At 58.9% G+C, this 23,643-nt stretch carries 24 protein-coding genes and 2 pseudogenes; 13 read left to right on the forward strand and 13 right to left on the reverse strand.

Features of this window, described 5'->3' with window-relative positions:
• Nucleotides 1-30 precede the first annotated feature (30 nt).
• Entirely contained in the window at nt 31-912 is an 882-nt protein-coding gene (locus HU764_RS15380; protein WP_186703420.1) for a LysR family transcriptional regulator, read from the reverse strand.
• Nucleotides 913-1,021: 109 nt separating this feature from the next.
• Here HU764_RS15380 and HU764_RS15385 point away from each other — a divergent pair, with 109 nt between their 5' ends.
• The 3 genes from HU764_RS15385 (at nt 1,022) to HU764_RS15395 (ending at nt 2,565) form a co-directional block, all read left to right on the forward strand.
• Complete coding sequence (locus HU764_RS15385; protein ID WP_186703421.1) at nt 1,022-1,414, forward strand: tautomerase family protein; 393 nt, start codon at nt 1,022-1,024, stop codon at nt 1,412-1,414.
• Between the two features lie 75 nt (nt 1,415-1,489).
• Nucleotides 1,490-1,981, forward strand: a complete 492-nt coding sequence (locus HU764_RS15390) for a GNAT family N-acetyltransferase (protein ID WP_186703422.1) — start codon at nt 1,490-1,492, stop codon at nt 1,979-1,981.
• Nucleotides 1,982-2,079: 98 nt separating this feature from the next.
• Nucleotides 2,080-2,565, forward strand: a complete 486-nt coding sequence (locus HU764_RS15395) for a P-loop nucleotide/nucleoside kinase family protein (RefSeq protein ID WP_186703423.1) — start codon at nt 2,080-2,082, stop codon at nt 2,563-2,565.
• A 189-nt stretch (nt 2,566-2,754) separates the two neighbouring features.
• Here the strand turns inward: HU764_RS15395 and HU764_RS15400 are convergent.
• The 7 genes and pseudogenes from HU764_RS15400 to HU764_RS15430 all read right to left on the reverse strand — a co-directional run bounded on the left by HU764_RS15400 (nt 2,755) and on the right by HU764_RS15430 (nt 7,839).
• Nucleotides 2,755-3,347: pseudogene (locus HU764_RS15400) on the reverse strand (MFS transporter).
• 212 nt (nt 3,348-3,559) lie between these two features.
• Entirely contained in the window at nt 3,560-3,997 is a 438-nt protein-coding gene (gene aroQ, locus HU764_RS15405) for a type II 3-dehydroquinate dehydratase (protein WP_186680690.1), read from the reverse strand.
• Between the two features lie 3 nt (nt 3,998-4,000).
• Nucleotides 4,001-4,819, reverse strand: a complete 819-nt coding sequence (gene aroE / locus HU764_RS15410; protein ID WP_186680687.1) for a shikimate dehydrogenase — start codon at nt 4,817-4,819, stop codon at nt 4,001-4,003.
• Nucleotides 4,816-6,048 (reverse strand): CaiB/BaiF CoA transferase family protein, encoded by a 1,233-nt coding sequence (locus HU764_RS15415; protein WP_186680685.1) that lies wholly within the window; start codon nt 6,046-6,048, stop codon nt 4,816-4,818. The genes aroE and HU764_RS15415 overlap by 4 nt, the downstream gene beginning before the upstream one ends.
• A complete protein-coding gene (locus HU764_RS15420) occupies nt 6,045-6,500 on the reverse strand; it encodes a MaoC family dehydratase (RefSeq protein WP_186680683.1) in 456 nt (151 codons plus the stop codon). The genes HU764_RS15415 and HU764_RS15420 overlap by 4 nt, the downstream gene beginning before the upstream one ends.
• Complete coding sequence (locus HU764_RS15425) at nt 6,497-6,895, reverse strand: VOC family protein (RefSeq protein ID WP_186680681.1); 399 nt, start codon at nt 6,893-6,895, stop codon at nt 6,497-6,499. The genes HU764_RS15420 and HU764_RS15425 overlap by 4 nt, the downstream gene beginning before the upstream one ends.
• The gene (locus HU764_RS15430) at nt 6,892-7,839 is read right to left on the reverse strand and encodes a 2-dehydropantoate 2-reductase (RefSeq protein ID WP_186703424.1); all 948 of its coding nucleotides are present in this window, start codon (nt 7,837-7,839) and stop codon (nt 6,892-6,894) included. Before HU764_RS15430 ends, HU764_RS15425 begins: the two co-directional genes overlap by 4 nt.
• A gap of 93 nt (nt 7,840-7,932) precedes the next feature.
• On the opposite strand from HU764_RS15430, the gene HU764_RS15435 reads away from it, so the two are divergent.
• Nucleotides 7,933-8,844: a LysR family transcriptional regulator gene (locus tag HU764_RS15435; protein ID WP_186703425.1), complete on the forward strand. Its 912-nt coding sequence runs from the start codon at nt 7,933-7,935 to the stop codon at nt 8,842-8,844.
• Between the two features lie 175 nt (nt 8,845-9,019).
• Here HU764_RS15435 and HU764_RS15440 read toward each other — a convergent pair whose 3' ends face one another.
• Nucleotides 9,020-9,493: an OsmC family protein gene (locus HU764_RS15440; protein WP_186680715.1), complete on the reverse strand. Its 474-nt coding sequence runs from the start codon at nt 9,491-9,493 to the stop codon at nt 9,020-9,022.
• Nucleotides 9,494-9,959: 466 nt separating this feature from the next.
• Here HU764_RS15440 and HU764_RS15445 point away from each other — a divergent pair, with 466 nt between their 5' ends.
• From HU764_RS15445 to HU764_RS15480, 8 genes are all read left to right on the forward strand, one after another.
• Nucleotides 9,960-11,186: an MFS transporter gene (locus tag HU764_RS15445; protein WP_027596311.1), complete on the forward strand. Its 1,227-nt coding sequence runs from the start codon at nt 9,960-9,962 to the stop codon at nt 11,184-11,186.
• A gap of 273 nt (nt 11,187-11,459) precedes the next feature.
• Nucleotides 11,460-12,443, forward strand: coding sequence for a DUF1852 domain-containing protein (locus tag HU764_RS15450; RefSeq protein WP_186703426.1), 984 nt, complete (start codon nt 11,460-11,462; stop codon nt 12,441-12,443).
• Between the two features lie 27 nt (nt 12,444-12,470).
• Complete coding sequence (locus tag HU764_RS15455; protein WP_186703427.1) at nt 12,471-13,502, forward strand: methionine synthase; 1,032 nt, start codon at nt 12,471-12,473, stop codon at nt 13,500-13,502.
• A gap of 97 nt (nt 13,503-13,599) precedes the next feature.
• A complete protein-coding gene (locus HU764_RS15460; protein WP_050580784.1) occupies nt 13,600-14,115 on the forward strand; it encodes a sigma-70 family RNA polymerase sigma factor in 516 nt (171 codons plus the stop codon).
• On the forward strand, nt 14,112-15,035 hold the full coding sequence (locus HU764_RS15465) for a FecR domain-containing protein (protein WP_186680669.1): 924 nt from the start codon (nt 14,112-14,114) through the stop codon (nt 15,033-15,035). Before HU764_RS15460 ends, HU764_RS15465 begins: the two co-directional genes overlap by 4 nt.
• 107 nt (nt 15,036-15,142) lie before the next feature.
• Nucleotides 15,143-17,593 (forward strand): TonB-dependent siderophore receptor, encoded by a 2,451-nt coding sequence (locus HU764_RS15470; RefSeq protein WP_186680667.1) that lies wholly within the window; start codon nt 15,143-15,145, stop codon nt 17,591-17,593.
• 119 nt (nt 17,594-17,712) lie between these two features.
• Nucleotides 17,713-18,621 carry a glutaminase B gene (gene glsB, locus HU764_RS15475; RefSeq protein WP_027596305.1) on the forward strand — a complete coding sequence of 303 codons (909 nt, stop codon included), beginning with the start codon at nt 17,713-17,715 and terminating at the stop codon, nt 18,619-18,621.
• Nucleotides 18,622-18,881: 260 nt separating this feature from the next.
• Nucleotides 18,882-19,676, forward strand: coding sequence for an SDR family NAD(P)-dependent oxidoreductase (locus tag HU764_RS15480; RefSeq protein WP_186703428.1), 795 nt, complete (start codon nt 18,882-18,884; stop codon nt 19,674-19,676).
• Here the strand turns inward: HU764_RS15480 and HU764_RS28135 are convergent.
• Together HU764_RS28135 and HU764_RS15485 are read right to left on the reverse strand one after the other, a co-directional pair.
• Nucleotides 19,673-19,768: pseudogene (locus HU764_RS28135) on the reverse strand (alcohol dehydrogenase catalytic domain-containing protein); the annotation flags it as partial. The gene HU764_RS15480 and the pseudogene HU764_RS28135 sit on opposite strands and share 4 nt — an antisense overlap.
• 220 nt (nt 19,769-19,988) lie before the next feature.
• Nucleotides 19,989-20,888, reverse strand: coding sequence for a LysR family transcriptional regulator (locus HU764_RS15485; RefSeq protein ID WP_186680663.1), 900 nt, complete (start codon nt 20,886-20,888; stop codon nt 19,989-19,991).
• Nucleotides 20,889-20,980: 92 nt separating this feature from the next.
• Between HU764_RS15485 and HU764_RS15490 the strand changes: the two genes are divergently transcribed.
• A complete protein-coding gene (locus HU764_RS15490) occupies nt 20,981-21,991 on the forward strand; it encodes an aldo/keto reductase (protein ID WP_186680661.1) in 1,011 nt (336 codons plus the stop codon).
• Nucleotides 21,992-22,019: 28 nt separating this feature from the next.
• Here HU764_RS15490 and HU764_RS15495 read toward each other — a convergent pair whose 3' ends face one another.
• The gene (locus HU764_RS15495; RefSeq protein ID WP_186703429.1) at nt 22,020-22,709 is read right to left on the reverse strand and encodes a B3/B4 domain-containing protein; all 690 of its coding nucleotides are present in this window, start codon (nt 22,707-22,709) and stop codon (nt 22,020-22,022) included.
• A 473-nt stretch (nt 22,710-23,182) separates the two neighbouring features.
• The gene (locus HU764_RS15500; protein ID WP_099454510.1) at nt 23,183-23,572 is read right to left on the reverse strand and encodes a MerR family transcriptional regulator; all 390 of its coding nucleotides are present in this window, start codon (nt 23,570-23,572) and stop codon (nt 23,183-23,185) included.
• Between the last annotated feature and the right edge of the window lie 71 nt (nt 23,573-23,643).

The raw sequence follows: 23,643 nt of genomic DNA on the forward strand, positions 1-23,643 counted from the left end.
AACACTGAGTTGAAACGCGACCTATTCACTTCAGAGACTTGTATCCCAACCGCGAAATTTGCTGGCAAGCATTTCCCGCACAGCACCAACCAGCTCAGGTTCCCCAGCACGCTCAGGTAAAAGGCTGAACTCAACTTCGGGCAATACTGGCAGAGGAAGGACCGGCCTGAAAACCTCTGCTCCCGGCGGCACGGCCGAAGCATTCAGGCAAGCGACTCCCAGTCCTGCCATCAGCGCTGATTGCAGCCCTGCTACGCCGGACGCGGAATGCGCAATGACATAAGGCACCTTGTGTGCGTCCAGCATCTCTCGGGCCAGGCGCTGAAGGCCGCATCCCTGGGGCAGTACCAGCAGTGGCAACGAACTCTCTCCTTCGTTCGGCGCTTCAAACCCAGGAGCCGATAGCCAATGCAACGCTTCTCGACGTAACGGGATACCCTCGGGCAGGCTACGGCCGTCTAGTATGCGCATCGAGAGGCCTATGTCGAAGTCAAACGGATCAGACCGGCTCTCTATTTCCATGCTCTTCTGCACCGAGACATGCACTCTGAGACGCGGATAACTAAGGCGTAGTTGTTTCAACAGCTCGGTAATCGAGCCAGGCAGAAAGTAGTCGGTGATTGCCAGTCTCAACTCGCCCGCAAATGTCACTCCGCGTACGTCTTCAAGCGCGCGATCACTCAAGGCCAGCAGCTCCCGGGCATGTACCAGTAATCGCTTGCCTGCCGGTGTGGGCCAAACGCCCGTTTTGCCTCGTTCCAGCAGCGTAACTCCGGCGAACGCTTCGAGCTTGCGCAATTGCTCGCTTAACGCCGATTGCGAGCGGCACAGGTGCGGTGCGGCCTGCGATAGGCTGCCAAGCTCCACGACGACAGTGAAGGAACGCAAGAGATCAAGATCGAAGGGACGCATATTCATCCTGCGGTTTTACTGATAGATAGATGCATATCTTCCGGCTTTTCATCATCATCGCAACCTCCTAGTCTGCGCGGGCCACCCATTTCCAGCAGAGGAGTCAATCATGCCTGGTATTACACTCAAGATTTCTGGCGAGCCGGACAGTGAGCTGATCCGCAGTATCGTCCCCAAACTTACCGCCCTCACCTGTGAAGTACTGGATAAGCGACCGGAGCAGACCATGGTGATGTTGCAGTTTCTGCCCCATGAGCATTGGTTCATCGATAGTCGATCACTAGCAGAACAAGGCCGTAACTCGTTCCGCCTGGAAGTCACCATCACCGATGAAACCAATACCAAGGCGCAGAAGGCACGCTTCCAACACGATGCGTTCGAACTACTGGCACACGAAATAGGAAATGTACATCCGCACTCCAACATCCATGTGATCGACTGCCGAGCCAGCGCTTACGGATACGGCGGTTTGAGCCAGGAGTACACGCTTCACCATCCATGATGGTGATTGCAAATACGCCTCGTGATGCCATAGGCTGCCTCATTATGAATCGCTGCTACGGACGTTGGATAAACGATGATCGAACTACAAGGATGTGTAGAAATTTGCGGTCTGGAGTGCCGGCGTGTTGGGCCCTTTGACATAGAAATGATCTGCTCACATCGCCAGGAAATGTTTCTTGAGGCGGGTGGAAATCCTGAAGAACTACAGATCATGACTCAGCACTTTCGCCCCTGGTTGGAGGAGCGGCTCGGTGACGGCAGGTATTACGGATTCAAACTCCTGGATGGTGATCAACCGGTCGCAACCATTGGCTTGATGAGTATTGATTGGCCTCCCCATCCATCGCACCCAACCCTGGATAAGCGTGGGTATGTGTTGAATGTGTTCGTCGAGCCGGCCTATCGCCGCCGAGGTTTAGCTTCGGCATTAATGCAAGCTGCTGACGCCGAGTTCGCTCGCCGAGGAATCACTTTCGCTGTCCTGCATGCCACCCAGACGGGTAAACCGGTCTATGAGCAGAGCGGTTGGACTGGAACGTCGGAAATGGCCAAATCCATCATCTGATAGTGACCTCTTTCGAACGAGAGCGGACGTGTGAATGCTCGGTGATTGCTTCGGTGCTTTTCAATGAACATCATCGGGGTTCGACAAGGAGAGTCTCTATGCCCAAACCAGTGCTGCATCTCATCTCAGGAAAAATTGCATCCGGTAAGTCAACGCTAGCCAAAAGCTTGGCAGTTGAAGTATCGACGGTTCTGCTGAGTGAGGATCATTGGCTCTCACGGCTATACCCTGAACATATCAAGTCAGTAAACGACTATGTGCGTCTTGCGCACCAGATTCGGCAGGTGCTGGGCCCGCTCGTCATCGATCTTCTTCGGGCTGGAGTGACTGTCGTTTTGGATTTACCTGCAAATACTCCTCAAGATCGACTATGGCTGCGCAACCTGGCTGACGCAGCCGAGGTTTCACATTGCGTCCACTACATCGAGGTGGACGATGACACCTGTCGAGAAAGGTTGCATCTTCGCAACCACCGTGGTGAGCATGAGTTTGCGGCGACTGACGCGGAGTTCGATCTGATCACTAGCTACTTTCGAGCGCCACATGAGGATGAAGGGCTTCAGATTAAAATTCACCGACAATGACGATCTCTAATGCGGACTTGGGCCGCTAGCGGCCCACATCGGATGGCCTCTATGGGTCGATAGCAGCCAGTCGCGAACAGCTGCTATCTACCCAAAGCGGCCATTCGTCAGGGCCGTTAATGGCTCAAAGGAGTGCCATTCCAATGCCTGTGACCTCGGGGTCATGATGTGGTTATGACCCCGACGCAGCTATGTACGCAATACCTGCTCACCAGCATTACCAGTCAGGCGGACAGCATCGACCAAAGCGACGCAAGCAATCAGGGCGATTCCAACAAGCGCCCAGTGAAAGTCATCTACCGTCAGCTCGCTTTCGCCCCCCGCATTAACATCGACACTCTCAGCAGCAGAGCCGCAATCGCAACCCCGAGTGCCATTGCCAGTTGGAAGAACATGCTGAACAGCGTCGACGCCTCGCCCATCTGTGCCTTTGGAACCTCCGCAAAACCGACAGCGTTGTAGGTGGTGAACTGCATCGAACGAGACAGGCCGCCGATGAACAGCACCAGCACCATCCAGTACCACGGCATACCCTGCTGCAGGAGCAAACACGCGAGGATGCAACCGACGCCGATCAAGCCATTGACCAGCAGCACACGACGAAAGCCGTGGCGGCGCAGAAGCCCGGTGGTGAACGGTTTCATCGCTAGGTTGCCGGCGAAAATTGCCAGCACCAGCAGGTAGGCACTGATGCCGATGTTCAAGCTGACCGGGTTCTCGGCGAAGTCACGGGCCATCTGCGGTAGCGCGGTTGCGATGACGGTGGCGTCGAGGTTTTCCATGAAGAAGGTGACGGCGACTAGCAAGGCAATCCAGATGGCTTGGCGGGTGGTATGGGTGACTGGAGGATTGGCCAAGGTTACAAGTCCTTCTGACAGTGGAGGGTCTTCAATGAGCGCGCGGGCAGCCCCGCGAATCCAGGCAAAGTAATATCACGCTTTGAGCCGCCTGATTCGCGGAGGTCAGCTAACCCCGAAAGGGCAGAGACGAGCCTTCAGATCATCTTCATCGCCGCACGCAGCGCCAGCAGGTAAGTCTCGACACCAAACCCGCAGATCTGCCCGCGCACGACTTCGGCAAACACCGAGTGATGACGAAACGGCTCCCTGGCATGGATATTCGACATATGCACTTCAACCACCGGCACTTCGACGATGGCCAATGCGTCACGAATACCGTAGCTGTAGTGCGTCCATGCGCCAGCATTGATCAGCACGGCATCCACCCTATCTTCATAGGCTTGGTGAATGCGCTCGCACATGGAGCCTTCGAAGTTGGTTTGGAAGCTCTCGACCCGAGCTCCCAGTTCTTCGCCCAGCGATTGCAAGGCCTGGTCGATATCGCTGAGCGTTGCCGTGCCGTATTGGCGAGGGTCTCGCTTGCCGAACATGTTGTGGTTAATACCGTGCAGCATCAGGACATTGGCGACCATTGCTTACTCCAGAGGAATGGTCAGTCGATCAATTACGGTACGGGTTTCAGGCCGCACCCCTCGCCACCAGGCAAAAGCTTCAGCCGCCTGCTCGACTAACATGCCGACACCGTCGGCCAGGCGCGCCACACCTTGCGCTTGCGCCATACGAAGAAATGGCGTCAGGCCTTTGCCATAGGCCAGCTCATACGCCAGGCGCGTCTCGGCCAGAACGCCCATGGGCAGCGGCGGCAGTTCACCCGTCAGGCTGGCGGAGGTAGCGTTGACAACGATGTCGTAACTGAGCCCTTCCAGTTCTTCGTAACGACTGATGCGCAGCCTTGGGTGATTCAGTTCGTTGCGTAACGTTAATGCCTTGGCCATATCGCGGTTGGCAATCACCAACTCGCGAGGTCCGGCCTGCAGAAACGGCAGCAACGCCCCACGTACCGCGCCGCCAGCACCGAGCATGAGCACACGCGTGTTGCGCAGAGGTTCGCCGAGATTTTCTTCGATGTCCCGCAACAAACCGATGCCATCGAAGTTTTCCGCAAAGATACGACCATCCTCAAACTTCAGTGCATTGGCCGCCCGTGCCAATTGAGCCCGCTCGCTGCACCGATCAGCCAGTTCGAAGGCGCGCAACTTGAACGGGGCGGTGATGTTCATACCCAGTCCGCCGTCACGACGGAAACGCAGTACCTGGGTCTCGAAGTCATCAAGCGTGCCTTCGATGGCGCCATACTCCAGCGCCTGGCCGCTGGCCTCGGCGAACAGACCGTGAATCAAAGGGGACTTGGTGTGGTTGATCGGCCGGCCGATCACTGCGTAGCGGTCGCTCATCGTGCATCTCCGTGGGTGAACAGTACACCGTCTGCCTGCATGGCGGTTATTTCCTCAGGGCTGAAGCCAAGTGCTGCGGCCACTTCGGCGTTGTGCTGGCCAAGGTCCGGGGCCACCTGGTGAATCGTCGTGTCGCAGTCGGAAAAACGGAACGGCAGGTTGGGCAGGCGCAAGGTGCCGTAACGCGGGTGCTGCTGTTCGATGACCATGTTGCGCGCCTGGATCTGCGGGTCGGCCAGCACCTCGTCGATGCGCTGCACCTTAGCACTAGGGATGTCGATGCCGTCCAGCAGTTGCAGGATATCGGCCACCTGACGGGCGCCGACCCAGTCGCGGACCACAGCCAGAATCGCCTGACGGTGGGCATTGCGACCGTTGAGGCTGTGGTAGCGCTTGTCGCTGCCAAACCCGGGCGGGCCGCCATTGGCTTCGAGCATGGCAGCAAAGCGTTGCCAGGCATCGTCGACCTGGGCCGCGATCACCAGGTCGCCATCGGCAGCGCGGAACACGCCGTACAAGGTCGAGGTGGGCATGTCATGGCCAGTCTGCTCCGGCAGCACGGTGCCATCGGACAACGTGTAGCACTGCACCGCGTACTCATGCATCGACACCAGCGTGTCGTAGAGGGCCATGTCGATATGCTGCCCCCGGCCGCTGCTGACCCGGCCCAGCAGCGCCGCATTGATCGCGGCCACGGCATGGATGCCGGTGTACATGTCGCCCAGTGAGATCCGCAGCAGCGGCGGCGCTTCGCCCGGCACGCCAACCATCTGCATGATGCCGCTCTTGGCCTCGGCGATCAGCCCGAAGCCGGCGCGGTAGGCGTCCGGCCCGGTATGGCCGTAGGCTGAAATCGAGCAGTACACCAGGCGCGGGTTGCGAGCCGACAGCTCGGCGTAGCCCAATCCCAGCTTGTCCAGCGCACCTGGGCGGTAGTTCTCGATGAACACGTCGGCCGAATCGGTAAGGCGCTGCATGAACGTCTTCCCGCGCGGGTCCTTCATGTTGACGCTAACGCCCTGCTTGCCCATGTTCAGCTGCAGGAAATAGCCGCTCTGCTGGTCGTCCAGGGTGAACGCATGCTGGCGACCAGCATCGCCGCTACCCGGCCGTTCGACCTTGATCACCTCGGCGCCCAGCGCCGCCAGACAGCGCCCCACATAAGGCCCGGCGAGGAAATGGCTGTAGTCGATGACGCGAATACCCGCCAATGGCAATGCCTGGCTCATGCCTCTACCCTCCGCGGTACCATCAGCCGGTGCTCGCCACGCTGCACGACGTCGCCGTGCTGGTTGATCAGTTCCGATGGCAGTACCACGATGCCCCAACCCGGACGGCTGTTACTCGGGCGCATCGCACCGACGCGCATGCGCACATGGAGCACGTCGTTGACCTTGATCGGCAGTACGAAGTCCCATGTCCAGCCCAGCGACATGCCCGGCAAGAAGCGGTATTCGCACTGGGTTTTCAGGCCATCAGCAATCGACAAGCCGAACAGCCCGTGGGCAACCAGGCAGCCGAAGTGGCTGGCGTTGGCGTATTCCTCGTCGACATGCACCGGGGTGTGGTCACCGGTGAGGTCCGCGTAGGCCAAGATGCGTTCCCGGGTCACGGTGTAAGTGGGGCTGATGCATTCGTCGCCTTCGCGTGCATCGTCCCAGTATTTCTCCACCACCCTCATGCCTGCACCTCCGCCCGCGGATCGATGGCCAGTGCCTGAGCCACGCATTTGGCCGGCAGCGCCTGGATGAACTCCACTGCCAGGCCATCGGGTAGGCGCAACCAGTTGCGGCCCAGGGGCATTTCGCTGACGCCGAAGCGCTGGGCGGCGGCCAGCGCTGCTTCCAGGTCCTCGCACATTATGCCCAAGTGAGCCATGCGCCCTTCCGGCCCGGCGAAGTCCGGCTGATGAATGAACTGCAGGCCGCCGAGGGTCCAGTACTGTGCCGGTTGCTCGACGTCGCCCTGCACTTCACGCATGGTCATGCCGCACACCTCGCTGAAAAAGCGGATATGCCACTGGATGTCCTGCACCCAGAACGCCACATGTTCGAGGTAGGCTTTTGGCTGGCTCATGAGGTTTCCTTTTTCTGATGATCGGCCATGGCGCGCTCGATGCCCTTGATGCAGGCCACCAGGGTCGCGTTAACCGGCGTGGCCACGCCATAACGCTGGCCCCAGCGCACGACGGAACCGTTGATGAAGTCGATTTCGGTGATGGAGCCCTTTTCCAGGCTCTGCAGCATCGAGGTACGGAAGCTCGCCGGCAGGCCTTCAGCGGCCAACGTCCAGGCGGCGTCAGAACTGCTCAGACTGAGACGGATGCCAGCGCTCTGGGCCACGGTGATGGCTTCAGCCACAGCGGCCTTGGCAGTACCTTCCAGCAGCGGCTCGCTGTACAGCTGGCCATAGCTGAGCATGGTGATGCCGCTCAACGCGCCGGTGGCGACGTTGACCAGCAACTTGTCCCACATGGTGCCGAGAATATTGTCGCTGACAGTGGTGGCCAATCCAGCACTGTTGAAAACATCGGCGATGGCCTGCACGCGCGGTGACAGCTGGCCATCTAGTTCACCGATGAAGGTCTGCTTGCCGGCCACCCCAGCGCGGATCGAACCCGGCGCCAGCAGCACGCCACCGACATAGGTCTTGCCGGCCAGCACCCGCTCACGACCGACGGCGTCGGCCAGTATGTCCTCGTGGCCGAGGCCATTCTGCAGCGACAGCACCAGCGTCTGCGGCCCGATCAGCGCGGCGGCACCGACGATGGCCTCGGCGGTGTGGAACGACTTCACCAACACCACCACTAAGTCAGCCACACCGACATCTTCGGCTTCCATGGCAGCTTTGACTGGCACCTGCCGCTCGCCTCGTTCGTCGTGCACCCGCAACCCGTTCAGTTTCATCGCCTCGACGTGCGCACGGCCGCGGTTCAATAGCCAGGTTTCATGCCCCGCCTCGCTTAGGGCCGCACCAATGGCGCAGCCCAGGGCACCGGCGCCCAGAATGCAGATTTTCACGTCGCAGACCTCCTGTGGTTTGCGACTACCTTATGCAGCGAGGGTTATTTGGGCTATACAATGACCTCAATACAACTATTGAGATTCGCAATAATGAATGCCTTGGAGGCTCTGCCCGAACCCAAGCTGCTGCAACTGTTCGACGTGCTGTACCACTGTCGCAGTGTGACCCGAGCGGCCGAGCAGTTGGGGCAGAGCCAGCCGACTATCAGCATCTGGCTGGCGCGCCTGCGCGAGCAGTTGAACGACCCGTTGTTCGTGCGCACGCCTGGGGGCATGGCTCCTACGCCACGGGCCGATCAACTGATCGGCCCGTGCCGCGAGGTGGTGGAGTCATTGCGCAGGCTAACGGCATGGGAGCCGCAGTTCTTGCCAGCCACGGCGCAGCGGCGTTTTCGCCTATGTGTCAGTGATGCCAGCCATATCACCCTGCTGCCGAGCATCCTCAACCACCTGCGCAGCCATGCGCCGGGCATCCGACTGGAGGCGGCGCGGATCGATGGCAATACCGAGAGCGCACTGGAGTCGGGAGAGGCGGACCTGGCCATTGGCTTCGTGCCCTGGCTGGGTGGGGGGATATACCAGCAGATGCTGTTCGAGCAGGACTGGGTGTGCCTGAGCAACCCGCAGCATCCCCGCCTGGGCAAAGGCATGGGCTTAACGCGCTACCGCACCGAGGGGCATGTGCAGATTAGTTTCGGCACTGGGCAGAAGCTGCTGGAGGCAGGATTGGCACGCGCCGGGATCGAACGACGGATCATGCTGGAGCTGCCGGGGTTTCTCGGGTTGGGGATGATAATCGGGACGACGGATCTGCTGGCCACCTTGCCGCGACATATCGGACAGACGCTGGCTGACATGCATGGACTACGGATGCATAACTGCCCAGTTGAAGTGGAGGGGTTCACCGTCAAACAGCATTGGCATGCCCGATATCATCAGGACAGTGGGAATCGGTGGTTAAGGGAAGTCGTTCGCGGATTGTTCCATTCACCAAGCCAATGATGATGTAGTTTCGACTTAGATAGGAAATGTGATTTAAGCCGTCCGCTTTGGCCACAAGCCTATCATCGCGAAGGGCGGCTTTGGGTCGAAAGCGGTCGGGCGCGAGTGACAGCAAACGACCCCATGCAGACATTCAGATGTCCGGGCCGATACCGAGGCTAGAGCCTTTGAGGGATTAGTTTCGATAGTTGATAACAGCCCTACATTTGATAGGGAAGTTGACCGAGTTGGCAATGAAACACTCGTGGTGAGCATCGTCATGCAAGCGCATTGCAAGCGCCCTATCTGATTGACTACTAATGATGATCTGAGGTCTTAGCTCTGCTTCCTTGAAATGGCCCCTGCGCTGGCCATCGCCTTCGATCATACAGCCCACCGGGTGGTCGACGTATTCCAGCACGCACACGTTGTTAACGGCGCACAGATGAAGATACCAGAGCTTGTGGCAGGCCGAGATCGATGCCAGCAACATGTCTTCAGGGTTCCAGCATTCGGGATTACCACGAAAAGCAGGGTCGGCGGAACCATCGATAGGCGCTCGCCCTGGTGACTCGACAGTGAAGTCTCTCTGGTAAGCCGTATAGCTGGCAGTACCCTCACCGGTGTTGCCTATCCAATTGATGGTGACAGCATAATTGTGTTCTCTCATCGCCACTCCTGTGTTGAAAGATGCCCAGAAGATAATCCGCTCTTCTCGCGTTAGCACTGCAATCATGCGCGCTCAGTGTGGCTCCCAACCAGCTTCTCTTGTTTGCATTGACGCATGCGCTGGTTGTGCGAAGGCAATGAGCCGGTCAGCGAGGTAGCCTTGTGGCTGGCCTGACAGTGCTTGCTGGCGTGTTTTGATTTGGAGACGCTAACGAACTCCCGAATCAGCCCTTTGCCTTGAATGTCAGCCATGGGTCGAAAACGGTAGCGAATGCATATCCGCCGTCTTCCTACGCCCCTCATCAGCCAGCCACCGCCGCTCTGCACAGCGCCTTTCATCGATCTCACTGATGAGTACTATCAAGCCGGGCGCCTGTGTGGTTGCCCACCCCCGCCCGTATAATCGCCTCCAATTTTCCCCCCTCCTCTTCGTCTTTCAGGCGACTTCCCCCTTGGAACCCAGCACCATGCCAAGCGACAGCCAGGCCCCTAGCGGCCTTCCCGAACATAATCAACAAAGCGTCAAACAGCAGTGGCTGGCGATTCTATCGGTCGCGGTGGGTGCCTTTGCCCTGGTGACCAGCGAGTTTCTCCCGGTCGGCGTACTCAACGATGTCGCCAGCGACCTGGGCATCAGTGCCGGCCAGGCCGGGCTGATGGTTACCCTGCCCGGCATCATGGCCGCCCTCGCCGCCCCCTTGTTGTCTGTAGGCATTGGCGCCTTGGACCGTCGTTACCTGTTGATCGGCCTGACGCTGATCATGATCATCGCCAACGCGGTGGTGGCCTACGCCAGCGACTTCAACCTGCTGCTGTTCGGCCGTGTGCTGCTGGGCATCAGCATCGGCGGCTTCTGGGCGACGGCCATTGCCCTCAGCGGCCGCCTGGCGCCCAAGGGCGTGGGCGTTGCGCAGGCCACGTCGATCATCATGGTCGGTGTGACGTTGGCCACTGTCCTGGGGGTGCCCGTGGGCACCTGGTTGAGTGGCCTGATGGGCTGGCGCATGACGTTTCTGGTGACCGCGTTGGTGGGCGTGCCTGTGCTGCTGGCGCAGATCCTGCTGCTGCCGCGGCTTAACCCAGACAAGGCCATTCGCATCAGTGACCTGCCGGCGCTGTTTATCAATCCGCAGGCGCGGGTTGGCTTGATCGCGGTATTGCTGATTGGCCTGGCGCACTTTGCCGCCTACACCTATGTCGCGCCCTTCTTCAAGCAAAGCGCTGGCTTCGATGGGCCGACCATTGGTTCGCTGCTGCTGCTCTATGGCGTCGCGGGCGTCATCGGCAATATATTCGCCGGCTTCGCCGCCAACCGAAGCGTGCGTCATACCCTGATGCTGGTCGCCCTGATGATAGGCGTCAGCACCGCGCTGTTCCCCTACTTTGCCACCGGCATGACCGGCGCGGCGATGCTGATTGCACTGTGGGGCTTCGCCTTCGGCGCCTTCCCGGCGTGCGCCAGTATCTGGATGTTTGTCGTAGCGCCCAAGGATGTCGAACGCGGCATGCCACTGTTCGTCGCCATGTTCCAGGTGATCATTGCCTTGGGCTCGTTCTTCGGTGGGCAGATCGTCGACCAGTTGGGCACCGCAGTACTGTTGAGCTTGGCCACGGCACTGGTGGGTTGTGGTTTTGCGACGGTGCTGGTGCTGGGGCGTAACGTGAGTAACCGATTGGCGGTTCAACCCTGCTGATAGGGGCGCACTCGTATACAGGTCCTTTTTGGGCAGGCAGCAGACGCCGCAGCCGCAGGGCGACGGCGGTGCGTCGCTGGCGCCCTTCAATCATGAGGCAAAATAAAGTTCATCTCAAAAATAATGAGTTTGCCTCATATTCCTTCACGCCTGAAAATCCCCCTATCGTTTTTTGCGCCGGCTCGCAGGTTACCTGGCGAAGCCCACACTGCGTAAACGCACCGGAAAGCTCTGGTGCACTGAACAATTAAGGGATTAAGGCACCGCACCAACATGAACACCACGCTTGCTTTTGCTATCAAGAGCGTCTGTTTCGATGAGCACTACCAGCCCTCGAACAACACACGCATCACCACCAACTTTGCCAACCTGGCGAGAGGCTCCAGCCGCCAAGCGAATTTACGCAACACCTTGAAGATGATCGACAATCACTTCAATGCACTGGCGCATTGGGACAACCCCACCGGCGATCGTTACACGGTAGCGCTGGAGATCATTTCTGTTGAGATGAACCTCGATGCTGAAAGCGGTGACCCGGCCCTGCCGCTGATCGAACTACTTAAAACGACCGTCATTGATAAAAAAACCAACACGCGTATCGATGGCATTGTCGGCAATAACTTCTCGTCCTACGTGCGCGATTATGATTTCAGCGTGCGCTTGCTGGCCCACAACAAAGGCCGGCCCACCTTCAGCACGCCAGAGGATTTCGGCGACCTGCATGGAAAACTGTTCCAGTGCTTCGTGAACTCAGCGGCCTACAAAGCGCATTTCAACAAGCCACCGGTTATTTGCCTGAGCGTTTCGAGCAGCAAAACCTATCAGCGCACTGAAAACCAACACCCTGTACTGGGGGTCGAGTACCAGCAAGACGCGTATTCGCTGACGGATGAGTACTTCAAGAAAATGGGCTTGAAGGTTCGCTACTTCATGCCGCCAAACAGCGTTGCACCGCTGGCTTTTTACTTCGCCGGCGACCTGCTGGGTGATTACAGCAACCTTGAACTCATCAGCACCATCAGCACGATGGACACCTTCCAGAAGATTTACCGCCCCGAGATTTACAACGCGAACGCGGTCGCTGGAAGGTCCTATCAGCCCAGCTTGCAGCACCAGGACTATTCATTGACGCGCATTGTCTATGATCGCGAAGAGCGCAGCCGACTGGCGATTGAACAAGGTCGGTTCGCCGAAGAGCACTTCATCAAACCCTACCACGCCGTACTTGAGCAGTGGTCCGCCAATTACGCTCATTGACGCTTCCCACGTTCAAGGTCTTTTACTATGAAAAAGCTGTTACCCACTTCAACCGCCGGCAGTTTGCCTAAACCGTCCTGGCTCGCACAACCTGAGACACTTTGGTCGCCTTGGAAGCTGCATGATGAGGCCCTGATCGAGGGCAAACACGATGCCTTGCGTTTGTCATTGCACGAACAGCAAGTTGCAGGCATTGACATTGTCAGTGATGGTGAGCAAACGCGACAGCACTTTGTCACGACGTTTATTGAGCACCTGAGCGGTGTCGATTTCGAGAAGCGTGAAACCGTTAGAATTCGCGATCGCTATGACGCCAGCGTGCCGACGGTTGTAGGGGCTGTGGCTCGCCAGAAACCGGTGTTTGTCGAGGACGCCAAGTTCTTGCGCCAGCAGACCAAGCAACCCATCAAATGGGCACTGCCAGGCCCCATGACCATGATTGATACGCTGTACGACAGCCACTATAAAAGCCGTGAAAAGCTGGCCTGGGAATTTGCCAAAATTCTCAACCAGGAGGCCAAGGAGTTGGAAGCTGCTGGGGTCGACATCATCCAGTTCGATGAGCCCGCATTCAACGTCTTCTTTGATGAGGTGAACGACTGGGGGGTGGCCACCCTGGAGAGGGCCATTGAAGGGCTTAAATGCGAAACGGCTGTGCATATCTGCTACGGGTATGGCATCAAGGCCAACACCGACTGGAAAAAAACCCTCGGGTCAGAGTGGCGGCAGTATGAAGAAGCCTTCCCCAAGCTGCAAAAATCCAGCATCGACATCGTCTCGCTGGAATGCCACAACTCCCGCGTGCCGGTGGATCTCATTGAACTGATTCGCGGTAAAAAGGTGATGGTTGGCGCCATTGATGTGGCAACCCATACCATTGAAACCCCCGAGGAAGTCGCCAATACCCTGCGCAAGGCCCTTCAGTTCGTCGACATCGACAAGCTCTACCCGTGCACCAACTGCGGCATGGCGCCGTTACCACGCCACGTTGCCAGAGGGAAATTGAGTGCGTTGACTGCAGGCGCTGAAATCGTCCGCAACGAATACGCCAACGCGTAGATTTAAGTTCCTCCCTCTGTGTTCTTCCCAGCCTTGGCCAATCCCTCTACAATCGAGAGTGTTTCGTATTTGCATCCTCCGCCGGCTGGGAGAGGGAATGTCCACAATGCCCCCCGACGCAGTACCTCATGAGCATCTGCATGTGCTGTACCGTGACCACAACGTGTGGTTGCGTAGCTGGTTGCGCCATCGGCTGAACAACTCAGCGGATGCCGCGGACCTGGCCCAGGATACCTTTGTGCGCGTGCTGCTGGCCCGCACCGCCAGCAGCCTGAAGGAGCCGCGGCATTACCTGGCGACCATCGCCCGTGGCCTGGTCATCGATTTGTACCGGCGGCGCAGCCTGGAACAGGCCTACCTCGAAGCCTTGCAACTGCGCCCCGAAGCCTATGCCCCTTCGGCAGAAACCCGTGCACAGATCCTGGATAGCCTGCTGGCCATCGATCGCCTGCTCGATGGCCTGGGCACGCGTACCCGGCAGATTTTCCTGGCGGTGCAACTGGATGGGCTGTCCTACGAGAAAGCCGCTGAACGCTGTGGGGTATCGGTAAGCACCGTGCGCAAGCACCTGGCCCGCGGCCTCATGCATTGCCTGCTGCTGGACGAGGCATGAAGCGCGCCCTGGCCCAGGCGGTGGACTGGTACGTGCGCCTTAACGAAAGCACGGTCAGCCCTGCCACCCACAGCCAGTGGCAAGCCTGGCTGGCGGCAGACCCGCAGCACGCACAAGCCTGGGCCCGGCTTGAGCATTTGCAGCAACGCTTGGCCCAAGCCCCTGCGGCGGTGGGTGCGGCGACCCTTGAACAAGCCCGGCAACAGCGCCGTGCGGCGGTCAAGATGCTGGCGCTGTTGCTCGGGGTCGGCGTGGTCGGTTGGCAGGGTTATCAGCTTTCGCCTTGGCAGGCGGACTACGCCACGCGCGTGGGGCAACGCCGCCACCTGACGCTGGCTGACGGCAGCCGCTTGGTGCTGGACACCGACACCCAAGTGAACCTGTATTTCGATGGCCAGCAGCGGCTGATCGTGCTGAAGCAGGGCGAAATTCTGGTGGAAACGGCCAAGGATACGCGCCCACTGAGCGTGCAGTCGGCCGAGGGCCGAATCCTCGCCCTCGGCACGCGCTTTGCCGTGCGCCAGGGGCACGGCAGCACCCGGGTCACGGTCGAGGCGCACGCCGTGGAGGTCCGGCCAAGGCTAGCGCAGGCTCAGGTGATGCGTGCCGAAGCTGGGCAAACCCTAACCTTTACCGCAGACCGAATCGGGCCACTGCACCCCGCCGCCGCGCAAAGTTCGGCCTGGGCGCGGGGCATGCTGGTGGTGGTCGACTGGCGCCTGGACGACGTGCTCGCCGAGCTTTCACGCTACCGCCCCGGCTACCTCGGTTGCGCGCCCGAGGTCGCCGGTTTGCGGCTGTCCGGCACCTTCCTGCTGGATGACAGCGAGGCGGTGCTGGCCAATCTGCAGGACTCACTGCCCGTGCACATCCGGCGCCTGACCCGTTACTGGGTGCGGATCGAGGCGGGTGCGGCATGAAGCAAAACTTTTTCGCGTGAGGGGTAACAGATTTCGATTTCTGCTTCGGCTCTAGCTGCACATGCGTAAAAAACGCAGCCACTGCCAACCCCAACAGGAAGTTGTTCATGTTCGTACCCCCCTCCCGACTCGCCTGCGGTATCCACCGCGCAGCGCTCACCCTGAGCCTGGCCGGCTCGCTGCTGGTGCTGCCCGCTGCCTGGGCGCAAGCACAGCGCTATGACATCCCAGCTGGCAGCCTGGCCGAGGCCCTCAGCCAATTCGCTGCCGCCAGCGGGGTCATGATCACCTTCAGCGCCGAAGATACCGCGGGCCTCGGCTCACCAGGCCTGCAGGGAGATTTCGAGCTGCACCAGGGGTTTGCCCGCTTGCTCCAGGGCAGCGGCCTGCGGCTCGTACAGGCGGGGAACAAACGGTACGTGCTGGCCAAGGCCGAGCGCGGCGCTGCCTTGGAACTGGGCGCCACCAGCATCAACGCCACAGGCCTGGGGGCCACCACCGAGGGCACTGGCTCGTACACCACAGGCCAGAGCAGCACGGCCACCAAACTGCCGTTGACCCTTCGCGAAACGCCGCAGTCGATCAGCGTGGTTACCCGTCAGCGTATGGATGACCAGGGGCTGAACGACATCACCGAGGTGTTGCAACAGACGCCGGGGTTGTCGGTGCAGAGCCTTGGCAGTGAGCGTTTCAACATTTATTCGCGTGGCTACTCGGTCGATAACTACCAGTTCGACGGCATCCCCACCACGCTGGATATCGCAACCCAGATGTCGGCGCAGAGCCTGGCCGACATGGCCATCTACGACCGTGTCGAAGTGCTGCGCGGTGCCACTGGGCTAATGACTGGCGCGGGCGACCCATCGGCCACGATCAACCTCGTGCGCAAACGCCCTACGGCCGAGTTCAAGGGCCACATCACGGCTGGCGTGGGTTCGTGGGACAAGTACCGTAGCGAAGTCGACCTGTCCGGCCCGTTGACGCCCACCGGCAACGTGCGTGGGCGCATGGTCGCGGCTTACCAGCAGAACAACAGCTTCATGGACCATTATTCCCAGGAAAAGCAGATTTTCTACGGGGTCCTGGAAGCCGACCTGACCGACACCACGTTGCTGACGGTGGGTGCCGACTACCAGAAAAACAACCCGCAAGGCTCGTCTTCGGTGGCGTTCCCGCTGTTCCACAGCAATGGCGAGCAAACGTCGTTCTCGCGCTCCACCAACAGCGCCGCGCGCTGGAGCCATAACCCGCAAGATGCCCTCAACACCTTCGCAAGCCTCGAGCAGAAACTGGCGTATGACTGGACCCTGAAGGCGTCGGTCAACCAAATGTATATCAAGCGTGACGACTACAAACTGGCCACCGCCAGTTGGGGCTTCCCCGACGAGAGCACTGGTGCAGGTGTACGCCTGTATGGTGGCGCAGGCAGCACTTGGCAGAAACAGACCGGCCTGGATGTACAAGCCCAAGGCCCGTTCCAGCTGTTCGGCCGCCAGCATGAGTTGATCGTCGGCTACAACTATTCACGTTACGAAAACCGCCATACACCGACCCGGGGTACCCGCATCGAAGGCACCTTCGTCAACGTCTACGACTGGGACAACTATACAGACAAACCGGTAATGGGTGGCGGCAAGCTCTATGATGGCGACACCGTCATTCACCAGACCGGCACCTACATTGCCACCCGCCTGCGCCCGACCGATGACCTGTCGGTTATCCTGGGTGCGCGAGTCAGCAAGTACGACTACGACTACGACCTGACCTACCCGGCGACGCCCCTCAGCAACCGCACGACCGACTACAAGGAAAACGGCGTTGTCACCCCTTACGCCGGTGTGGTCTATGACCTCAACGACATCCACTCGGTGTATGCCAGCTGGACCAGCATCTACAAACCACAGAGCCTGCGTGATGCCGACGGCTCGACCCTCGAGCCGCGTGAGGGCGACAACTACGAGGTGGGCCTGAAGAGTGAATTCTTCGACGGTCGCCTGAATACCAGCATCGCAGCCTATGAGGTCAAGCAGGACAACCTGGCCGTGCTCGACGAAGGCAAGACCGTCAACAATGATGGTATGACTGCCGCGTACAAAGCCGTGAGCGGCGCCACCACCCGTGGCTTTGAAGTCGAGGCCAACGGCGAGTTGATGCCCGGCTGGAACGTCTCGGCCAGCTATAACCACGGCATCACCAAGGACCGCGATGGCGAGCGCTTGAACACCGAAGCCCCGGCCAACATGGTGAAACTGTGGAGCACCTACCGACTACCGGGAGACTTCGACCGCCTGACCGTCGGCGGCGGTGCCAACTGGCAGAGCGGCACCCACATCACCGTCACGCCAAGCACCGCATTGGGCACGGTCAAAGCCAAGCAATCGCAGTTCACCGTGGTCAACCTGATGGCCCGCTATCAACTGACCGACCAACTTTCCACGACGCTCAACATCAACAATCTGTTCGACAAGAAATACATCAGTGCGTTGGATACCACCTTCTACAGCGGCTATTACGGCGAGCCACGCAACGTGATGTTAAATACCCGATACGATTTCTGAGCAGCCCCATGGCCTGAAATAAGGGGCCGCTGCGCGCCGAGTGTGTGATTTTTGCTGCTGAGCCTGCGTCTGAAACGCTACCCCTCGCTGTCGAATGGGGAGTGATAACAGGGCCTTCCATGCAAACGCTGTTGAACGAGATTCTCGACGAAGTGCGCCCCTTGATCGGCAAGGGCAAAGTGGCTGACTACATTCCTGCGCTGGCCGACGTGCCAGCGCAGCAATTGGGTATTGCAGTCTATGGCAACGATGGCAGTTATCACTGCGCGGGTGACGCCCTGGTGCCATTCTCGGTGCAGAGCATTTCCAAGGTATTCAGCCTGGTCCAGGCAATTGGCCATTCCGGTGAAGCCATTTGGGAGCGGCTTGGGCATGAGCCGTCAGGCCAGCCATTCAACTCGCTGGTGCAGCTGGAGTTCGAGCGCGGGCGCCCGCGCAATCCCTTTATCAACGCCGGTGCGTTGGTCATCTGTGATATCAACCAATCGCGCTTCGCAGCCCCCACGTTGTCGATGCGCGATTTCGTGCGACGGCTCTCGGCCAACCCCCATATTGCGATCGATACCCGCGTCGCGGATTCGGAGTATCAATTCCGCGCGCGCAACGCGGCCATGGCTTACCTCATGCAGTCCTTTGGCAACTTCCATAACGACGTCGAGACGGTGTTACGCAGTTACTTCAGTTATTGCGCGCTGCAGATGAGCTGCCTCGATCTGGCCCGCGCCTTCTGCTTTCTGGCCAACGACGGGTTCTGCAAGCACAGCGGCGAGCAAATCCTGAGCCGACGCCAGACCCAGCAGGTGAACTCGATCATGGCCACCAGCGGGTTGTATGACGAAGCCGGGAATTTCGCCTACCGCGTGGGGTTGCCAGGCAAGAGTGGCGTGGGTGGCGGGATTGTAGCAATCGTGCCGGGCCAATTTACCGTATGCGTGTGGTCGCCGGAACTGAATGCTGCGGGCAACTCCTACGCGGGCATGGCGGCGCTCGAGTTGCTGAGTTCACGGATCGGGTGGTCAGTGTTCTGACGCATTACGTGGGAGCGGGCTTGCCCCGCGAACACCGGCGAAGCCGGTGCCATGCACCGCGTAGCCCCATTCGCGGGGCAAGCCCGCTCCCACACAACTACTCCTACAAAGCCTAGTTTGCGTGCGCCCAAGCACTGGGCCTGCGCGAAGACGCTCCCGAACGCAATTTCTTGATGTCTTAAATCATGACTATATGCGTCGTTTAAGACATATCAATTTCTCTGCATCATGGCTCCACACCCAATCAACGGAGCTGGACCATGACTCAGGAATACAAAGGCACTGCCCTGATCACAGGCGCATCTTCCGGCATCGGCGCGATCTACGCCGAACGCCTGGCTCAACGTGGCTACGACCTGGTTCTGGTCGCCCGCAATCGTGATCGCCTCAATGCCCTCGCCAGCCGTATCACCAACGAGACCCAGCAGAGTGTGGAAGTCTTCCAGGCGGACCTGGGCAGCTCAGCGGACTTGGCGCGCGTCGAGCGCAAATTGCGCGAGGACGCCAGCATCAACCTGTTGGTTAATAACGCCGGCATCGGCACCCACACCAGCTTGATGGAAAGCGATGTCGAGCGCATGGCCGAGATGATCACACTCAACGTCACCGCACTGACACGGCTCACCTACGCCGCTGCTCCGGGCTTCGTCGCTCGCAAACAGGGCGCAGTCATCAATATTTCCTCCATCGTCAGCCTGGCCCCCGAATTACTGAATGGTGTGTACGGCGCAAGCAAAGCCTACGTAACCGCCTTCACTCAGTCGCTGCACAAAGAGCTGGCAGAACATGGCATCAGGGTTCAAGCGGTGCTGCCAGGCGCCACAGCGACCGACTTCTGGGAGATCGGGGGGCTGCCTGTCGAGAACCTTGATCCCAACATCGTGATGTCAGCCAGCGACCTGGTGGATGGCGCCCTTCAAGACTTCGACAACAGCGTCCTGATCTCCATCCCTTCCATGCACGACCTGCAGCATTTCGAACGCTACGAAAGCAGCCGCAAAGCGCTGTTCGGGCATCTTTCCAGCAACACACTCGCACCGCGTTATGGCGCTTGATCGATTGCGCCGGCGTAAAATACTTCGTCACCCACGTTGAACAGTGACACATCACTGCCCACTTCACGCACGATGCCAACAGTATCCCAACCAGCACCTGAACCGCTGATCAGCCATTCGCGCTGGTACGCCTTACCCAGGCGCCAACGCATTGATGAGGACGAAGGGTCTGCAGTGCCGCTTCGGCACGCACGTCAGTCGGTACTCGAGTAAGCTTGAAGCAGATGCGGGGCCCCCTGCCCCGCTATTCGAACCTAGGCGCCTGCAGATCATCGACTCGTATGATTTCCTTCACTTTGACACGTCATTTATTCAACGATGCTGCGTCTCACGCACAAACTCGATCAGCGCCTTTAGCGCTGGCGGTACGTGACGCCGGCTTGAGTAGTAGATGAAAAACCTGCTTGGCAAGGCTCTCCAGTCTTCCAGCACTTCCTCCAATTGCCCCCGAGCCAAGTATTCCCTTGCCATCTCCTCATACACGTACGCGATCCCGGCGCCGTCTTTCGCCGCTTGAATCATCATGGTGTCATCTTCCAGTATTAACGGCCCTGCCACGGCCAGGCGCATAGGCTGCCCCTCGGCAAGATATTCCCACTTGTACAGTTTGCCGCTGGGAAAGCGTCGGCCAATGCAGGCGTGCTCAAGTAGCCTTTGCGGTGTGTCCGGTGTCCCGTGCCTACTGAGGTAACTGGGGGCAGCAACGGTGACAAACCCCTGGGGTGGGCCCACCGGGACGGCGATCATGTCACCCGCCAGGCTCTCGCCGAAGCGCACGCCGGCATCGAACCCTTTGCCGACGATGTCGCTCAACCCATCATCGGCCACCAGCTCTACGTTGATGCGTGGGTAGGCTGCCGTGAATCGCGCCAGCAGCGGCGCAATAACAAGACGGGCAGCGGGCCGCGATACGTTCAATCGCAGCGTGCCGGTGGGGACTTCCTGTTTGAAGGTCAATTCATGCAACGCGTTGGCGACCTCCGTCAAGGCAGGGACCAACGTGGCGAGCAGTTGATTACCCGCTTCGGTAGGCGTGACGCTGCGCGTGGTGCGATTAAGGAGCCTGACCCCCAGCTTGCTTTCCAAGGCACGCATGGCGTGGCTCAGAGCTGACGCAGATACCCCTCGCTCGTCGGCGGCTTTGCGAAAGCTGTGATGGCGAGCTACGGCGGCGAAGGCGTCGAGTTCGGAAAGGTCGCAAGGGGATTTCATGAATACAGCTCAGCAGTTCAAACACGATTAGCTATCTTATCGTCGGCAACCTCTCAATGAATACTCTGCGCCTCAATCGACGAGAGGTTTGCATGCAAAAGAATCGACTAGGGACATCCGAGTTGTTGATTTCGCCAATTGGAATGGGCACGTGGGCCATTGCAGGACAAGGATGGGCGTTCAGCTGGGGGGCGCAAGATGATGGCGATAGCCTGGCAGCATTGGAGTATGCGGTAGAACGCGGCGTGAACTGGATCGACACAGCAGCGGTATATGGGCTCGGTCATGCCGAGACATTGACTGGGCAATTGCTGCGTCAGGTACCAGCTTCGCGTCGCCCGCTAGTATTCACCAAAGGCAGCCTGGTGTGGGACCGCACAACCCGTGAGATCTCTCATTCGCTCGCCCCCCAGTCATTGATGAAAGAAATCGAAGATAGCCTGCGTCGCTTACAGGTGAGTGTCATCGATCTCTATCAGATTCACTGGCCAGCGTTCCCGGCAGATGGAAACAGCGAAGGCATCGAGGAGGCTTTGGCGACCTTGGCCCAAGCCAAGACTCAAGGCAAGATAAGGGCGATTGGTGTATCAAACTTCGATGTTTCCCAGCTTGAGCGAGCCCGCTCCGTAACCGATATCGCCTCCCTTCAACCGCCGTATTCAGCTTTGATGCGTGATGTCGAAGACCAGATCCTGCCGTATTGTGCAACAGCGCAGGTGGGCGTGATTGCCTACTCGACGTTGCAATCTGGTTTACTGACGGGAAGCATGACCCGCGAGCGGATTGCACAGCTGCCCGACGATGATTGGCGAAAATCGCGGAGCGCCGACTTCCAGGAACCTCGCCTGAGCAAAAACCTCGCGTTGGTAGAAGTCATGGCAACTATCGGTGCCAGGCATGGGGTCAAAGCGGCGGCCGTAGCCATCGCTTGGGTATTGCGTCACCGGGCAGTTTCCGGCGCTATCGTAGGCGCACGCCGCCCCGACCAGGTGAATGGATTGATAGACGCCTGCAGAATTCGTCTTAGCCACGCTGAAATAGAAGAGATACGCCCCTATTTACCTGAAGGTATGGGCACGAATGTACCCAGCAGTGGGGCTTGAGCATCGGATGCCCATTACGCTTCTCCGGTCAGTAAAACTCAATCAATTGGGATGCAATTTTTGCCTCCGGCATCATCTGCTGAAGTCCGCTGCTCAGCTCATCCCCAGCAGCCCTGAGGGCCTCTATGGGCATTTCAGGAAGGCTCTCCAGAATGAACCACATCCGCTTCGTGTTCGAATCAAGCCGGGTGCGGGTGCCCTGACGCCAGTTCCAGCGTCGGCAAGTCACACCGTGATCATCGCGCCAAATGACTTCGCCTTTTTCTGGCGACTCGTTTGCCGCACTGCCATCTTTGGTTGTGTCAAACAGCTCAGTGCCATCGGCGATGGTTAAACGTGGGCCACCTATGTAGGCATCAAAATTTTCTCCGCCAACGGGTATGGCGTACTTGATGCTGATTGCGTTGTACAAATCGACAATGGGATCGATGCTGGGAAGGCTCCCTTCTCGCAGAACTCGCTTGCGCAATGCTTCGGCTGAGCACGGGGTGCGCTGTGGTTTAGCGCCGAACAGCCTGAATGCATTGGCCCATGCAGCCAAGTGGCTCTTAGCCCAAACCGGGGTGTCAGCGACCAACGACTCACAAGCCTTCTCAAGCGCGTCTGTAGAAACCTGGGGGTGTTCGATCTGCGAAGCTTCCACGCTGATACTCAGCGCTCGGAAACCTGGTGCAATCTCAGCCAGTTGGGGGTCAAGAACAGGAGCGACAAATGACATTGCTGGCCTCCACGGCTACTAACGCTGAAGGTTTCTCATGGTGTAGCTGCCCCATGCCGAGCACAGGGTATGGAGAGTGTGGACGAGCGACTTCAGTGTGCATGCCAATGTAGCTGTCTCCGCAGTGAAGGTGATCAATGCAGGGAGTTTTAAACCGTCCCCGCCATCAGATCTAATGATTTACCATCATGGCGCATAAGCTCTTCTTATTAGCCTAATCAACATCTGTAACCGGGGCCGCTTCGCGCCCCATCGCCGGCAAGCGCGGCTCCCACAGGTACAGCGCATGCCTGAAGGCTGGTGATATTCCGGTGGGAGCCGGCTTGCCGGCGATGAGGCCTGCACTGACAGCAGAGCGTTGGATCAGAGTACGCCTTGGGTCGATTGCGGCCAGTCATGACCGTCTGCTTACGACCCATTGCGGTCGTTCACGAGCGACGTGGGCTGCAGTTTCCGTTTCCCGGGCTGACAGTTCAGTTTGCGGCGTTGTTCAGCTGCTGAAGTTCAAGTTGCTTGGCAGCACTGGCCTCAAAGTTTGCACGCTCTTCATCCAGGTACCGATAAATGCTTTGGAGGTTGGCGATCTTCTGCTTGATCTCTGCCATCTTTTTTTCAATGAGCCTGGCGCCGTCAGCACAGTCAATCAGCTGGTTCCGCTGCGCATCCAGAATCTCGCCAATTTCCCCAAGGGAAAACCCCATGCTTTGCGCGCGCTGGATAAAGTCCAGATCGTGCAGCGTTTGCTCGGTGTAAACGCGATAGTTGTTGGTTTGCCGCAGCGGTGAGATCAGGCCAAGTTGCTCGTAGTAACGCAGCGTATGGCGGCTAGCGCCGCTGCGCGCCTCAAGTTCGCCGATTTTCATGACAATACCGCTTGACCCTAGAGTTGGGTCGATAGTTTACGCTGTGTTTCTCACCTTGAACAAGGAACAGG

The sequence above is a fragment of the Pseudomonas kermanshahensis genome (assembly GCF_014269205.2).
Lineage (GTDB): Bacteria > Pseudomonadota > Gammaproteobacteria > Pseudomonadales > Pseudomonadaceae > Aquipseudomonas > Aquipseudomonas kermanshahensis.